The sequence below is a fragment of the Natrinema pallidum genome, assembly GCF_005890195.1.
In the GTDB taxonomy this organism is placed as follows: Archaea; Halobacteriota; Halobacteria; order Halobacteriales; family Natrialbaceae; genus Natrinema; species Natrinema pallidum.
The window spans coordinates 1263542-1278633 of sequence record NZ_CP040637.1; the positions used below are offsets into that span (position 1 = coordinate 1263542).

The window sequence follows — 15092 nt, forward strand, 5'->3', positions numbered from 1 at the left end:
ATCGTGACAGTCGTGGCGGTATGATGTTACGCTTGCGCTCCAGCAAGGAACGCACGAAGGTGGTCGGCGTAGGCAGCCGGTCGATCCGCCGGCACCCAGTGATAGGCGTCCGACAGCGGTTCGAGCGTGGCATCCGTGATGTCCGTGGCCAGTCGCTCGGCGTAGTCGTAGGGCTGCATTACGTCGTCTTCGCCCCACAACAGCAGCGTTTCGGCCGTAATCGCGCCGTAATCGATCTCGGTCGTGTGGTTCGTGTTCGTCGAGACGGCGTTGCGGACGAGCGAGACGTGTCCCGCGTCGGTCAGCCACGGCGCTTTCATGCCGTCGACGAACGCGGGGTCGGCTTCGCCGTAGGTCCCGTCGACGAACGCCGCATCGAGTCGCTCCTCGAGTGCCGCGCGCTCGAGGTCAGCGGTCGAGGGGAGGCCCAGCGTCGAGACGAACTCGACCGGCCAGGAGTCGTAACAGACTGCGTTCGAGAGGACGAGTTGGGCGACCCGGTCGGGGTTGTGTGCAGCGAAGCGCAGCGCGACGCCGCCGCCGATGTCGTGGGCGACGAGCGCGACCTCCTCGATACCGAGGTCGTCGAGGAGGGCTTCGAGGGCCGTCTCTTGAGCGCGGATCGAGCGGTCGAAATCGTCGCTCATCGCGGAGTGACCGTAGCCGACCATGTCGGGCGCGATCGTCCGGCGGTCGTCGGCGACTGCCGGCACGATATCGCGCCAGAGGAACGACCAGGTCGGGATACCGTGGAGGAAGACGACCGGCGGCCCCGTGCTTTCGTCGGAGCCGTCTTCGTGGTAGGCGACCGCGAGGTCGTGGCCGTCCACCGAAACCGTCGTCGACGACTGCTGTTCGGACCAGGTTACGTGATCGACCATTCAGCGCCCTCCGTTCGCCGCGCCACCCGTCGAACGACGAGCCACGTCGGTCCACTGCCGATGCGCGCGTCGACGGCCGGTTCGTGGGGAGCAGTCCCGTCTCACCATTGGTGTCACACCGCTAGTTCAGTTTCCAACATGAAGTCTGTTTTGGGGAATGTTACCGATGTTAACCATCTCGCCCGACAGAACGGGACAGGGAACGCGAGCAGCCCGACCGATGGATGCCGGCGGGAGTGACTCGGCCGGGTGGCCCTGATCCCGTGCGGTTATTCGTCGTCCGTGCCCCCCGTCAGTCCCGCCAGCGATTCGTCGCCGATCTCCTCCAAAACGCGCTCGTGGAACGACTGGAGGGCGGCGCTCTCGTCTTCGGCGAGGACGACATCGCTGGCCGACAGCGTGGCGAGACCGAACGCCCGCGGCGTCGGCGAGTCGAGTTGCCGCCGCGAAACGGTGAGGTCGCCGGCGTCGATCGCCCCGACGATGTCCTCGATCTCGCGGACGTTCAGTTTGTCCTCGAGAATTTCGCGGTAGGTCTCCTCGATCACCGCGAACTCCTCGAGTTCATCCGCGAAGCCGAGCAGCATCTCGCTCGAGACCTGCTGTTCGCTCGCGGACTTCTCGTAGCCCTTGTAGCGTTTGAGGATCATCAGCGAGCGCGTCGCGTTGATCCGGAAGTACCGCTGGAGCAGGTCCGTCTCCGAGAGCGACGCCCGCAGGTCCGTCCGGACCTGCTCGGCCTCGAGATCGGCGATGATCCCGTCGATGTCGACTTTCCGGTTGAGCGGCATCGAGAGGACGAAGCCGTTGTCCGCGACGGCTACACGGACGTTCGCGGTCGCCTCCTGTGCACAGCGGTAGGCCAACAGCCGCGACAGGCCGTCGTTGACCCGGCGACCGTACGCCGAGTGGACGTAGTAGTGACGGTCGTACTCCGCTCGGTCCCGGACGACCTCGACGGCGAGGCGGTCGGGCGTGCTCACGCTCTCCGTGCCGGCGTATCGACACTGGTGGTCGAACAGGCGGGCGATGGCCCGCACGCTGTCGTCGTCGAGGGGGAACTCCCGGAGCCACGCGCGGACCCGCGGCGGCCCGCCGGCCTCGTAGCGCTCGAGGAGGGCGTCCTGAAACGCGAGGATCTCGCGACCGAGATCGGACGAGAGCGGCAGTCGCTCGGAGTACCACGAGGGGACGGTCGGGCGGGCGCTCGTGCGATCGACGTAGACTTTCGAGCCCCGCCGGTAGCGGTACTCGAAGTTGCTCCCGCCGAGCACGAAGACGTCGCCTGTCTCCAGCGTGTCGAGGTACTGCTCGTCCAACTGGCCGACCCACTCGTCGCTCGCACGCGTGTACACGTCACACGTGAACGAGTCCGGGATCGTCCCGATATTTGTCATATAGATGACCCGCGCGAGTCGGCCCCGTTTCCCGACCAGCGGTTCGCCGACGGGGAATTCCTCGTGGTGATGTTGGCCGTCGGGCGGGTCGTTCTCGTCGCGCCAGACCTTCGCGTAGACGTTTCGCTCCTCGAGCCCGGCGTACTCGGCGGTGAGATATCGCATCAGCGACTCGTACTCGTCCTCGCCGTAGTTTCGATAGGGGTCGGCCCGACGGAGGATGGCGGTCAGTTCGGCCTCGGGGCGAATCTCGGCGATCGCCATCCCGTAGACGTGCTGGGCCGCTACGTCCTGGGCGTTCTCGGGGATCGACACCGAGTCGACGAACCCCTCGGTGGCTTTCTTGAGCATGACCGCACACTCGAGGAGTTCGTCCCGGTCGAGAGCGATCACGCGCCCGGTAACGGTCTGGCCGACCCGATGGCCCGCGCGGCCGATCCGCTGGAGCAGGGCGGCGACGGACTTCGGCGAGCCGACTTGGACGACGAGATCGACGTGGGGCATATCGATGCCCAACTCGAGGCTCGTCGAGGTGGTGACCACGTCGAGTTCGCCGTCTTTCAATCGGGCTTCGATCCCCTGTCGGACGTCCTTCGAGAGGCTGCCGTGGTGACAGCCGGAGTTGGCCTCGTCGTAGGCGTCGAACCGCTCGCGAAGGTTGTGAAGCACCCGTTCGGCCCCGGAACGCGTGTTCGTAAACACCAGCGTGTTCGTGTGGTCCTGGACGTGCTCGTGGAGCATCCGATAGAACCGCTCCTGGACGACCTCGCGGGGCGTGTTGATCAGGTCGTCGGTCGGACACTCGAGTCGCATGTCGAACTCGCGGGCGAAGCGAGCGTCGACGATCTCGTAGTCGCGTGGATCGCCACCCGGCTCCTCGCGGCCGACGAGGAACTCCGCCACCCGCGAAAGGGGCTCGATCGTCGCCGAGCAGCCGATCCGCGTCAGATCCCCCTCGGACATCGCCTCGAGTCGCTCGAGGCTGACCGCGAGGTGGGTGCCTCGTTTGCCCGCGGCCAGCGAGTGGATCTCGTCGACGATGACGTACTCCACGGTCCGGAGTTTCTCGCGGAACTTCGGCGAGTTCAGCAGGATCGCCAGCGTCTCGGGAGTCGTGTTGAGGATGTGGGGCGTCTCATCGAGCATCCGCTGGCGGTCGCTCGAGGACGTGTCGCCGTGGCGGATCGCGTGCCGGATCTCACCTGTCGATTCCGCGCCGCCGTCTCGTTCGTCGACGATATTTTCGATTCCATCGAGAGGGACCTCGAGATTGCGGTGAATGTCGTTCGCGAGGGACTTCAGCGGCGAGACGTAGAGGCAGTAGACCGAGTTCTCGAGGCCGTCTTCGGTGTCGCGATCACGCTTGTAGAGCTCGTTAATGATCGATGTGAAGGATGCGAGTGTATTATGAAGATACAATCCACCGCGCCCACCGACGAAGTTGTGCGTGTCCGGAACACTGAGATCGACGATCGTACCGTTGTAGGGGGATGTCTCGTTCGATTCTACGGTTACCCAAGCGATGTTTCGGCTGCGAATACTGTCGATCTTCGCGGCGAGTTCTTGTGTCGTTTCGTCAGACGGCAGCGACTGAAGTTTCGTAGACAGCGCGTCCAGTGCTTGTTCCGTAAGATATCCGCTTCGTCTGGCCACCTCGTAGATGTTGCCGAGCTCGGCATTGAATTCCCGATCGTTCTCGAAGTACTTCGACAGCGCACGAATGTCCCGATAGTCGAAGACGTGCCGTCCGATGTGGTTTCCGGAACGCTGTCCGGTGGTGTGTGCTTCCAACTGGTCGACGTTCGGATGGACGATCGAACACGCTGACAGGAGCGTCGACAGGTTCTCGATTCCGCGGATTGTGAGCGAATGATACGTTCGCTGCGTTTGTTCGTCCGTATTCGTCGCGTACTTCTCCTGGCGACCGCGGGCCGGGAGAATTCCGAACGAGAGCAAGAGGTATGTCAACTGCTCTATTTTCAACTCGTTGGCCTGTACGAGACGAACCTCGTTGGATCGAACCTCCGCCTCTAACGACAGAAACGTCGACAGAAACGACTGTTTGATCGGTTGTGACGCATTCAAGACCCAGTTCGGAAGCGACACGTCACGGCCCGGGCCGGGTTCGATATCCAGTAGTTCTGCAAAGAACACGGAAAACGCCGCGTCGGAAATAACGTAGTCGATTTCCGACTTTTGTTCGAATTCGATACCGAACTGATCCCACATCGTCTCCATTGCGCGTTCGAGAATCTCGGTCCGATTTTTCTGCGTAATCATCACAAATCGGTTCCGTTCGTACTCTCCGATGAGTCCCTCTCCGAGAACGAACGCAGCCAGTTCTGCGAGATCAGAGTCGAGCGTGGTTGGATAGCGAAATCGGGAAACGCGACCGTTGTCCGTTTTGACGAGTACCTCGCCGGGAGGAAGCCGCGTATACGCTTCTCGAAGTAACTCAAGAAATTCCTCGGAGCAGTACTCGCTCGTACCGTTGACGAGCTTTGAGACGGATGCGAGGCCGATGGACAGTCGATCCGCTACGTCTGCGTAGGTGAGGTCCGCGAGTGCGAGTGCGAGTCGCCGTTCGTACTCGTCGAACGCCGAAATGGGGACTTCTTCCTCGAGACGAGCGACGATCCGGTCTGACTCCGCCTCGGTCGCAACCAGCGGGAATTCCGATCGAAGCCGATCGAGCGCTGCACCCACGTTGAGCTCGATGTCACGCTCGGGAAGATCGATGTGCGTTGGAATTCCGATCCGGTCACCGTCCTCGATCTCACTTGCCGGTCGCCACTCGGGACCGGATGACGTCTCAACGAGAAGCGGATGATTCGGTGTAACCTCGACCTCTCTTCCGTACGACGTTTGAATCCGATGCATCGGTCCGTCGTAGGATTCCGAGTACACCATCGACTCACGGAGCGAGAGTTCGTCTTCGTCGAGCGAGTACGCTTCGATCGAACTCGTGTACAGTTCGCCGTCCTCGTCAACATCTGTAACTTTTCTATGTCGGCGTTCGAGAAGGTCTTCCGCCCGAACGACTGTTGCATCCCCATCATCTTGGATGACCATCGGCGTATCCGGCTTCACGCACTTTCCGCTCCCGGTCGGCGCACAGACCAGCGTGTTCGTCCCGTCGTGAATCTTCGGGATGGCTCCCTGCTGTGGCGGCGTAAAGAAGCCCTCGTTTTCGGGGACGAACTCGCCGAACTCCTCGAGCCACCACTCCTGTACCGCGGGCTCGAGCAACTCGAACACGTCGGCGTCCTCGATGGCTACGTCGGCCGGGTCGAAGGGGAGATCATCGTCGTCGACCGGCAACGCGAGGGGCTCGCTCCCGTCCATTACCGGCGTCTCGGTGGCCGGCGTGTAAGAGGGTTTGGACAGCGGGGTGAAAGTGAACGGCGAAGTCACCGGTCGAGTGGCGATCGGTCGGTGGATGCCCGCCTCGAGTCGCGTCCCGGTTCCGACCACAATACAGTTATCCCATCGTTGTTGACATTCAAGAAATGCTATCGGCGCGGTCCCTCAGTATTGCCGTCGTCGTTTTGCTCGTCGCGCTCCTCACAGTGGGGCTCGTCGGGGGAACGACGATCGTCGATCCCGACGGGGACGATGTCTCGCCGCTGGACGAACTTCGCGACGGCACTGCGGTCTTCGACGGCGATACCGACGGGGACGGGCTCGACGACGGGGCGGAGAAGCGATACGGAACCGACCCAACTCGCAGGGATACGGATGGAGACGGCCTCCCCGACGGGTCGGAAGTCCGCGAACGCGGAACGGACCCGCTCGAGGCGGATACGGACGGCGACGGCCTCACCGACGGCGCGGAAGTTCGCGATCACGGCACCGATCCCACCACGACGGACACGGACGGCGACGGGCTCGACGATGCCGACGAACTCGAGGCGCACGGAACCGATCCACAAACACCGGATACGGACGGTGACGGCCTCACCGACGGTGCGGAAGTCCACGAACACGGCACCGAGCCGACGGATTCCGATACCGACGGCGACGGACTTGCGGACGAGGCGGAGCTCAACCGGCGGAACCTGTATCCCGACGCCGACCCGCTCAGCACCGATATTTACGTCGAAATCGACACCATGGACGGCGTCGCCCTCGAGCGAAGCGAGGCCGACCGGATCGCCGCCGCATTCGATGCGGCTCCGCTGGACAATCCCGACGGATCGACCGGGGGCGACTTGCACATGCAGTTCAACGAGACGGTCCCGCGAGAGCCGTCGACCGACACCGGCGATCTGAGCCGGTATCGGTCGCGCTACTTCGATCGGGAGGGAATGGGGTATCACTATCTGATCATCGTCGAGGACATCGCCGAAGACCGGAGCCGCGGGACCGTCATCGGCAAAGCCGGGCTGGGAACGATGATGGTCGAAGCGCAGCCGGGCCCCGGGGAGACGGGGTCGACCGTGATGCACGAACTGGGCCACTCGCTCGGCCTCTCGAACGGGGACTTCGAGGGTATTGACACCGACCAGTACAGTTTCGCCAGCTACACGAGCGTCATGAACTACAATTCGCCGCGCGATTACTACGGGTTCTCCGCGGGCGGCTTCTTCAACGAATTCGACGACTGGGCATACATCGACGACCACATGTTCACGCCCGCGACATCGTTCGTTTCCGACGACGAGTGAGCCGTACTCGACCCACGACACCCGTCCGCTGGCGACTGCCGACCCGCGTGGCTCGGCCGCAGGCGAACTGCCGGCCTCCCTGGTCGCCGCCGTTCCCTCGAGCACCCCCGACTCGTCGACACGACCGTGCGCGCCACGAGACGCGAACTCGAGTCTTCGCGTGCCGCCCCTTCCTCCAACCGCATACGGTCGGGACCGCGTGCTCGAGCGACACCGCTCGCCATGTGACAGCCTAACGCCCTTCTCGAAGTGACAGACATCTGCTAGTTCCTGTAGTATTCTCGGAATAGCACGACAGCGTCGCTTCAAGGGCACACTGGAACTCCGATAGTCTCCCCTGATTCTCAGTTCTGAAAGCCTTTCATCGTTTACGGACCTTCACTATCCCTTACCTATATATACATCTGGCCGCCTCGGTGCTATTAGCATCGGTGACGACTCGAGAAAGCGGGGACGCGAGGTTGGTTCCAAATCCCCTTGGTCCGCACGTCTCGCTTTGCCGAGACGGAAGATAAGCTTTCTCACCGTTCACAGCCGATGGGTAAGAAATATGGATTTGAAATCATACCGCAACAAACTGGTTGGCAGCGAAAATGAACGAGCAGTATCACCCGTTATCGGCGTGATTCTGATGGTGGCAATCACGGTCATTCTCGCGGCCGTTATCGCCGCCTTCGTGCTTGACCTCGGTGGGAGTGTTGGGCAGGAAGCACAGGCTGGTGTCTCGATGGAAGTTGACAACTCGAATAGTCAGGTGCAAGTAGAAGTCACATCGCTCGGGAACGCAGATCACGTGAACCTGACGAGTAGTGACTGGGATAGTAGCTTTGACTCGACCTCATCGACGAGTAATGCAACCTATATGAAGGTTGGTGATGCCGTCACGTATACTGAAGGAGATGACATTCAGACAAGTGGTCAAATGTCTGCTGTTGCCGTCATTAACGAGAGCGAAACGGAAACGCAGGTTGGAAGCGAAGAATGGGACTTTAATTAACAAATCCATAGTAATACAATGGATTTGAAAAACTATAGGCGGAAAATCGTTGGTGACGATGAACAGCGTGCTGTGTCGCCGGTTATTGGTGTTATCCTGATGGTGGCAATCACGGTCATTCTCGCGGCCGTGATCGCTGCCTTCGTGCTTGATCTTGGAGGGAGTGTCGGCCAAGAGGCACAGGCAGGTGTGACGGTTGACGTAAACGAGGAGACGAATAAAATCACCGTCGAGGTAACGTCACTCGGGAACTCCGATCACATCAATATTACTGGTGATGTTCGAGATGAAGGCGACAACGATGACACCGCTGGTAACGGAGCATACGCTGGGACCTGGGATGGTACAGATCCAGCCAAAGACACCATGTCTGAACTTGGTGTTGGTGAATCAGTCACCTTCGGTGCGACCAGCTCAGGTGCAGATGTTGAAATGAATCAAAACGCGGATACAGGAACAGTGACTGTCGTTGCCGTAATCACTGAAGACGAGACGACAACGCAGGTCGCTAGCAAAGACTACGATCTCGACTGGAGCTAACGCTTCCGTCGGATTTTCATTTTTAGGATATTCGTTTATTCAGTGGAAACACTGTATCGGTCGCAAAAAATCGTAGGTGGTTGTATTCGTTCGAGACAGTGAGTATTTTAGAACCCTCGCTGACGTTTGTCGTTGAACTATTGATGCGGCCGTTGGGTATCGTAGTCGTGTTCGGACTGCTCAACCGACATTCTAACACTGCCCAACTGCCCATTCTCGAATTGTGGAACGGACAATGAAAACCTTAAATATGTGTTATTTTTGGCTTAACTTTAATTAATAAAATTGAATTTACTGTGTAATCCTGGCCGAGAAATGCGGTCAGATAACCACTATCATCAACGAGGAATTCGATGTTAGAGAGATCGTATTTCTCGGCCAACTGATTGAACGCAAGGCTGAATCGGTGCCTTGTCGCCCGAAAACTGCAGCATCGAAAATGAATCTTGAGTCATTTCGAACCCGCAGAAGCGACAGACATGAACCGCTGGCGGGAGTTCCTCTGTCTCGGAACTCATGCCGACCACCTCTTACTTAAAGAGAGGTGTTTATTCCATGATGGCCCTAAGTGAACGTTGGAACTACAGGGTGCTCTCCCTGCAGTAATTTTCATCCAGGAAAACGTGAAATGGGACCGCCGAGAATTGAACTCGGGTCCTACGGACCCCATCCGCAGAGGATACCACTACCCCACGGTCCCACACGTGAACCGATGGCCGTCTGCCGCTTAAGGGTGTCGTTTCGAAGCCGGTGCGTCACCGTGTTTCGTACCCAACCGATCGAGGCCGCTCAGACGAGTACGCGCTCGAGGGCGACCACGAGACCGCTGTCAGCGTCCGCGGCACCGACCCGCTCGCCGAGACACACCGCTGCACCGTCGGGCGTGTAACAGGCGACCAGCGATCCGTGGTCGATCCCGTCATCGGCCTCGAGCACGCCCGGTGCGTAGACGGGTGCGCCGTTGGCCACCTCGCGGGCCGCGTTCTCGGCGATGACGATGCTCGGAATCCCCTCGAGAATCCGCTCGGCGGGATCGACGATGTCGTACAGCGGTTCGGGGTCGTCGTCCTCGAGCCAGAAGCCGAGGGCGTCGAGGAAGTCGTGGGCGCTGTGGAGCGTGCGGTCATCGAACGGCTCCGTCGCCGTTCTGCGCAGGTGCCCCATGTGCGCCCCGGTACCGAGCGCCAGCCCGAGGTCGTGACACAGTTTGCGGACGTAGGTGCCGCTTTCACAGCGGATTCGCAGGAGGAGGCGGCGGTCCTCGACCTCGAGCACCTCGAGATCGTAGAGTTCGCGGACGCGGAGTCGGCGCGAGACCGCGCTCTTGCGCGGGGGCTTCTGGTAGATCGGGCCCTCGAACTCTGCGACGACCGATTCGGCGTCGGCCGGGACCGGCGCGTGACACTCGAGGACGGCGACGTACTCCTTCCCGCCCTCGAGGAAGACCTGCGCGAGTCGGGTCGCGTCGCCGAGCATAACCGGGAGACAGCCGGTCACTTTCGGATCGAGCGTCCCGGCGTGGGCGGCACGATCGATCGTCGACGCGACGCCGCGCTCGGCCAGCGTCTCGACGACGGCGTCCCGAAGCCAGCCGCTGACCTGATGGGAGGAGGGGCCGGGGGGTTTGTCGAGGTTGACGACACCGAAGGTGAGCAACTCGGCGGGCGAGCGAGCCGCCGGTGGGCCACGGAGCGTCATCAGAAGTCGGTCTCGAGGTCGACGAGTGCTTTTCCTTCGTCGCCGGCGTCGTCGTAGCGCTCGACGGCCGTGACGAGCATGTCGAGGACGGCGTCGGGCTCCCAGCGGGCCGTGTTCACCGAGAGATCGTAGATCGTCAGGTCACGAATGTCGATGCCGTAGTACTCATCGTACCGCTGAGCCTCGCTTGCCTCGCGGGCTTTCGTCTCTTCAGTCGCACGCGCGGGGACCTTGTCCTCGCGCTCGGCGATGCGCTCGCCGCGCACCCGCGCCGGTGCATCGAGCCAGAAGCGGAAGTCCGCCTGCTCGCCGGCCAGCCAGCCCGCGAGTCTGGACTCGAGAACCAGATCGTCCTCCGCAACGGCGATCTCGCGCAGCCGTCGATCGAGGTCGCGATCGATCTCGTCGTTCTCCTCGGCGAGTTTGTTGAACTCGAGCGGGGTATAGCCGCGTTCGTCGGCCAGCTCTCGAAAGATGTCACCGCCGCTGACGTGGTCGAGATCGAAGGCGTCGGCGAGTAACTCCGCAGTCGTGCTCTTCCCGCTTCCCGGCGGGCCGGAGACGGTGAGTAACATACTCCCTCTGTGAGGGGGCCGGTAAAATGGGTTTTGAATCGGGGAGCGGAGGCGATGCCTTCTCGGGGCGGACGTCCGGGCGCGAGGCGAGCACGGAGCGGCGGCGAGTCCCCCTCAGGTGCTCGCGGGCGACATATCGATGTTCAGCGACTTGCGCAACAGCTGGGAGAACCCCATCGAGCACAGGAAGTACCAGACGATCCAGGCCTGCATCGGACCGAGTGCGCCCTCTTGCCACTCGATTTCACCGATGAGAGGCATCACGACGGTCCGCTCTGCGTCGCCGATGCTGCCCGTTCGGATCGACCAGTACATCCAGAGGAACAGCGGGATCGTCAACAGCATGATCCAGACCATCGGACGGAACTGCTCTTTGAACATGCCGAGGTTGTCCGCCATGGCCTCCATCTGCTCCTCGCGGGCGCGCTCGATCTCGTTCTCGAGGCGTTCGATTTCCGCCTCGCTTGCGCCCCGCTCTTCGGCGTCTTTCTTTTCTTGGCGGAGTTCCTTTTGCTCCTCCTGGACGGCCTGCATCCGCTCTTGGTACTTGCCCATGACCTCCGTGTTCATCAGGTTCGCCTGGAGCAGCGACGAGTAGAGGCCGGTAATCAGCGCGACCGAGAGGATCACGGCGTAGAACGGGAGCGCCGCATCGAGCGGACCGAGGACGGCGTTGACCGTCCTCCCGACGACGTTCTGGATCGAATCGAACCAGTAGCCGGGCATCAACAGGAGCGCGCCAACGCCCGCGAGCTTGTCCCACTGCGACCAGCTCGATTCGTCCTCGTCGATGTCGACGTCGGCAGCGGCGCTGCTCCCGCCGTCACCGTCGAGGGCCCGGTCGAAGGCTTCGCGGTCGGCGATTTCGAACCCCTGATCGCCGTCGACTAACACTCCTTTTTCGATCAATCGCCCCCACTGGCCGCTCGTCAACTCGTCGCTGACGTCGGCCCATTGGACCTCGCCGCCGTTCCTGTCGGCCTCCTCGCGGATCGCCTCGAGAGCGGTCGCCATCGAGGAGTCCTCGCGCACGAGGGCGTCGATCTTCTCGGCTGTACGCGTCATCTGCTTGTCCTAGGCGTCGTCCGGTATACAAGTGTTTTTCTTCGGTACTCCCAGCGGTTTCGGAACACTCGGCGATGTGTCGTTCGACCGGCGGGGACGGATGGCATCGATGAGACAGACGGAATCGCAGTCCGTGTCGCCGTGTCCGGCCCGTAACCTGTCCGCTGCCGCTCGGATACCCCCGAGGCACCGTGGTGAGCACGCAGACGCGATAGCGAGCAGTCCCGTAGTATTCCGGACTATCAGTCCGATATGAACTGTTTGATCGGTCGAACGGTTTATTATTCGGAACCCCGAACGCTTGGTCGATAGAGATGGGTTCACGACGTGGTGGCGGGGCAGTTAGTCCGTCGAAAAGGGGGGTAACTGCGGTGATCGGCCTCGTGTTGTTGATCGGGCTGGTCGCAACCGTTAGCGTCGGTATCCTTCTCATCGCGGGGGACACGATGAACGACGCGGAACAGCGTTCGGAAAACGAGCGAGTCGAACAATCGTTCGTCGAGATGAGCCAGCAGATGGCCACGGTCTCATCGAATACCGATATCTCGCGGACGATGGAGTTCGACGCCGGCGAACGTGGTGCACTTGTCAAGACGGAGACCGGAACGATCAATATTTCCGGTCCGGATCTCAACGAGACCATTTCGATTCCGATCGGTGCCGTCGAGTACGAGGGGGACGATGGTACTCGTATCTCCTATCAAGCGGGAGGCGTCTTCCGCGAAACCGGCAACGAAACGCGGGTCGTCTCCGCGCCGCCGGTATACTACGACAATAAGGATAACACGTTCTCGTTCCCGATCACCGAGATGAACGACGATACGCAACTCGGCTCGGGTGATGTACGAATGTCCCATGCGGACACAACTGCATACACGAACGTGACCTATGTCGAACAGAGTACTGTGACGGTCGAAATTACGAGCGAATACTGTGTCGGCTGGGAGGCGTACTTCGACGGTCAGACCGCAAACGCGGAAGGGCAAGCGATCACGGAACGGTGTGGGAACGATAACACGATGATCGTGGAACTTGGTCGAACGGAGGTCGAAGGCGACTTCAGCCAGGCGGTGTACGCCGGTGGCGGCGGGATCGAACTCGGCCATCACCATGCCGAAATCGACGGGAACGTTACGACCGACGGCGAAATCCACGGCTCGGGTGATGTCACCGGAACCGAAACGGAGGGCAACCAGCAGTCGATTCCGTCGTTCGATAGCGTGATTCAGTCGAAAGTCGACGGCGCTGAACGGGGAGACGGTGAACCGATCGACCTCGGCGAGAACAAGACGACCCTCGAGGGCGGCAAGACGTACTACGATCCGGACGGGTTCGATCTACAGAACGACGTGACCGCGGACTTGGACGATGGGAACGTGACGCTCATCGTCGACGGTGATATGAAATTTACTAATAGCGATCTCACGGTTGATCCAACCGGGGCCGCGGACAATACCTCGTTTCAGGTGTTCTCGACGGGGGATATGGCCATTGATAACCAGGACGTGTGTGTCGGAAGCTGCGACTACGGTTCCGGCGATGCCAAATCCCTGCAGATCTACGGGACCTCGTCGATGCTCGTCCACGTCGGGACCGGGAACTCGAAATTCGAAGGCATCCTGTATGCGCCACGTGACGAAGGATACGCCGAGTCGGAGGGGATCGATCACTGTAGCCACGATGTGAACGGAACGGAACCGGACGTCTGTATCGCCGGCGGTGGCGGGAAGGCCCAGATATTCGGCACTATCATCGCAGGACCGATGTACGTCGACAACAATTTCGAAATCGAACACGACACGTCGCTGACCGGCTTCGAACCGGACGTTCGACACGGCGTCTTACCGCCTCGACTGACGTATCTCTCGATCGCAGTGCACGAAATCGACGTCGAAAACAACTGAGTCGGTTACGCCGCGTCTTCGATCGTTTCCTTCACCGCTTCCCACACGTCGTCCGGAGCCTGCTCGCCGTCGATGCGCTCGAGGTCGCCCTGCTCCTCGTAATGCTCGACCACGGGTTCGGTGTTCTCGTGGAAGACCGAGAGTCGCTCTCTGACCGTGTCTTCGGTGTCGTCGTCCCGCTGGACGAGGCGCGCTTCGACGTCCGGGTCCGCGGGCGGGTTGTACTCGACGTGGTAGATGTCGCCCGTTTCGGGGTCCAGCCGCCGACCCGTCAGCCGGTGGACGAGTTCTTCCTCGCCGACATCGAGGTAAAGAACGACGTCGAGGTCGGTCATGTCCTCGAGTTCTTCGGCCTGTTCTAGGTTCCGGGGATAGCCATCGAGAACGAAGCCATCGGCCTGACTGAGTGCCTCGTCGACGATGGCGTTGACGACTTCGTCGGGAACGAGTTCGCCCTGATCCATGTATTCGCCGGGGGTGTCGTACTCGGTATCCATGTCGGAGATGTCCATCTCCTTATTGTTCCGCAGAGCGTCGCCGGTAGTGATATGATCGACATCGAACTCCTCGATGATCTTTGCACTCTGCGTTCCCTTTCCTGCCCCGGGGGCACCGAGAATCAGGATTCGTGGCTGAGCCATAGGGCACGGTTCAGCGGCGGCACATAAAGGCTTAAAGAATCGGGCACGATCATCCGATTATGACGCGCTTCGCTGCCGCCGAGTCCGCCGAGCGACGGAAACTGTACGTCGACGCGATCACTGCCCACCGCGAGCGCGAGAGCGCGTTCCTGACCGTCGAAGCAGACGGGAACGCACTCGAGGCGAACGGCGAGACGGCCTCCGAACGCGGTCCCAATGCCGGCGAATCGGACGGACCAACCGATCCGAGCGTTCCATGGGTCCAGTTCGGCGACGGGACGATCAACCTCGACTGTACCGATGAGGAGTTGGATGCGCTGAAAGCCCTCCTCGAGTCGTTTCCCGCGTTCAAAATCGACGACCTGATCCGCCCCGAGGAAGCCGAGGGAGTGAACGTACGGATCAGCGCAAAGGCGGACGCAAACCGGATCGCCCAGTTCATCGACCAGGTGTTTCTCGAGGTATACGACCTGCCGGCGGCGTTTCGCGTCTGGGTCGTCGATATCTGACTGGCGTCCGATCGAAACGCCTCCAACCGACCACGAGAGGGAGGACGATCAGTCGGGACCGGGTTTTGTCGAGCAGGTGGCGTACGACCGACCGGCTGGTCGACGCGTAAGCGAGACCGGATCCGGGGAAACACCCTCTCGAGCCGATCGTGGACGAATATATTCGGCGTGATGAGGTGTTACCGGCCGGGAGTGTCGGTGGTCGTCCGTGGACACGA

11 protein-coding genes and 1 tRNA gene are annotated in these 15092 nt (G+C 61.1%); 5 read left to right on the plus strand and 7 right to left on the minus strand.

Annotated features, from left to right (window positions below; translation table 11 throughout):
- Positions 1 to 26: 26 nt before the first annotated feature.
- The gene (locus tag FGF80_RS06115) at positions 27 to 881 is read right to left on the minus strand and encodes an alpha/beta fold hydrolase (RefSeq protein ID WP_138652825.1); all 855 of its coding nucleotides are present in this window, start codon (positions 879 to 881) and stop codon (positions 27 to 29) included.
- 269 nt (positions 882 to 1150) lie between these two features.
- A complete protein-coding gene (locus FGF80_RS06120; protein ID WP_138652827.1) occupies positions 1151 to 5623 on the minus strand; it encodes an ATP-dependent helicase in 4473 nt (1490 codons plus the stop codon).
- 164 nt (positions 5624 to 5787) lie between these two features.
- Here FGF80_RS06120 and FGF80_RS06125 point away from each other — a divergent pair, with 164 nt between their 5' ends.
- The 3 genes from FGF80_RS06125 (at position 5788) to FGF80_RS06135 (ending at position 8482) form a co-directional block, all read left to right on the plus strand.
- On the plus strand, positions 5788 to 6945 hold the full coding sequence (locus FGF80_RS06125) for a zinc metalloprotease (protein ID WP_138652829.1): 1158 nt from the start codon (positions 5788 to 5790) through the stop codon (positions 6943 to 6945).
- A 550-nt stretch (positions 6946 to 7495) separates the two neighbouring features.
- On the plus strand, positions 7496 to 7942 hold the full coding sequence (locus FGF80_RS06130) for a type IV pilin (protein WP_138652831.1): 447 nt from the start codon (positions 7496 to 7498) through the stop codon (positions 7940 to 7942).
- Positions 7943 to 7960: 18 nt separating this feature from the next.
- Positions 7961 to 8482, plus strand: a complete 522-nt coding sequence (locus tag FGF80_RS06135) for a type IV pilin (RefSeq protein ID WP_138652833.1) — start codon at positions 7961 to 7963, stop codon at positions 8480 to 8482.
- Positions 8483 to 9111: 629 nt separating this feature from the next.
- Here the strand turns inward: FGF80_RS06135 and FGF80_RS06140 are convergent.
- From FGF80_RS06140 to FGF80_RS06155, 4 genes are all read right to left on the minus strand, one after another.
- A tRNA-Pro gene (locus FGF80_RS06140) sits at positions 9112 to 9182 on the minus strand.
- A gap of 89 nt (positions 9183 to 9271) precedes the next feature.
- A complete protein-coding gene (locus FGF80_RS06145) occupies positions 9272 to 10180 on the minus strand; it encodes an RNA-guided pseudouridylation complex pseudouridine synthase subunit Cbf5 (RefSeq protein WP_006185627.1) in 909 nt (302 codons plus the stop codon).
- A complete protein-coding gene (gene cmk, locus FGF80_RS06150; RefSeq protein WP_138652835.1) occupies positions 10180 to 10755 on the minus strand; it encodes a (d)CMP kinase in 576 nt (191 codons plus the stop codon). Before cmk ends, FGF80_RS06145 begins: the two co-directional genes overlap by 1 nt.
- 114 nt (positions 10756 to 10869) lie before the next feature.
- A complete protein-coding gene (locus FGF80_RS06155) occupies positions 10870 to 11820 on the minus strand; it encodes a DUF106 domain-containing protein (RefSeq protein WP_138652837.1) in 951 nt (316 codons plus the stop codon).
- 314 nt (positions 11821 to 12134) lie between these two features.
- Here FGF80_RS06155 and FGF80_RS06160 point away from each other — a divergent pair, with 314 nt between their 5' ends.
- Positions 12135 to 13724, plus strand: a complete 1590-nt coding sequence (locus tag FGF80_RS06160) for a DUF7289 family protein (RefSeq protein ID WP_238705351.1) — start codon at positions 12135 to 12137, stop codon at positions 13722 to 13724.
- Positions 13725 to 13729: 5 nt separating this feature from the next.
- On the opposite strand, the gene FGF80_RS06165 is transcribed toward FGF80_RS06160, so the two are convergent.
- Positions 13730 to 14365 (minus strand): adenylate kinase, encoded by a 636-nt coding sequence (locus FGF80_RS06165; RefSeq protein WP_006185631.1) that lies wholly within the window; start codon positions 14363 to 14365, stop codon positions 13730 to 13732.
- 59 nt (positions 14366 to 14424) lie between these two features.
- Between FGF80_RS06165 and FGF80_RS06170 the strand changes: the two genes are divergently transcribed.
- Positions 14425 to 14874 (plus strand): hypothetical protein, encoded by a 450-nt coding sequence (locus FGF80_RS06170; RefSeq protein ID WP_138652839.1) that lies wholly within the window; start codon positions 14425 to 14427, stop codon positions 14872 to 14874.
- Positions 14875 to 15092: the final 218 nt, after the last annotated feature.

Bases quoted from the DNA above. Each gene is read 5' to 3' on its own strand.
- FGF80_RS06115 (WP_138652825.1), bottom strand. From the start codon at position 881: ATGGTCGATCACGTAACCTGGTCCGAACAGCAGTCGTCGACGACGGTT.
- FGF80_RS06120 (WP_138652827.1), bottom strand. From the start codon at position 5,623: ATGGACGGGAGCGAGCCCCTCGCGTTGCCGGTCGACGACGATGATCTC.
- FGF80_RS06125 (WP_138652829.1), top strand. From the start codon at position 5,788: ATGCTATCGGCGCGGTCCCTCAGTATTGCCGTCGTCGTTTTGCTCGTC.
- FGF80_RS06130 (WP_138652831.1), top strand. From the start codon at position 7,496: ATGGATTTGAAATCATACCGCAACAAACTGGTTGGCAGCGAAAATGAA.
- FGF80_RS06135 (WP_138652833.1), top strand. From the start codon at position 7,961: ATGGATTTGAAAAACTATAGGCGGAAAATCGTTGGTGACGATGAACAG.
- FGF80_RS06145 (WP_006185627.1), bottom strand. From the start codon at position 10,180: ATGACGCTCCGTGGCCCACCGGCGGCTCGCTCGCCCGCCGAGTTGCTC.
- cmk (WP_138652835.1), bottom strand. From the start codon at position 10,755: ATGTTACTCACCGTCTCCGGCCCGCCGGGAAGCGGGAAGAGCACGACT.
- FGF80_RS06155 (WP_138652837.1), bottom strand. From the start codon at position 11,820: ATGACGCGTACAGCCGAGAAGATCGACGCCCTCGTGCGCGAGGACTCC.
- FGF80_RS06160 (WP_238705351.1), top strand. From the start codon at position 12,135: ATGGGTTCACGACGTGGTGGCGGGGCAGTTAGTCCGTCGAAAAGGGGG.
- FGF80_RS06165 (WP_006185631.1), bottom strand. From the start codon at position 14,365: ATGGCTCAGCCACGAATCCTGATTCTCGGTGCCCCCGGGGCAGGAAAG.
- FGF80_RS06170 (WP_138652839.1), top strand. From the start codon at position 14,425: ATGACGCGCTTCGCTGCCGCCGAGTCCGCCGAGCGACGGAAACTGTAC.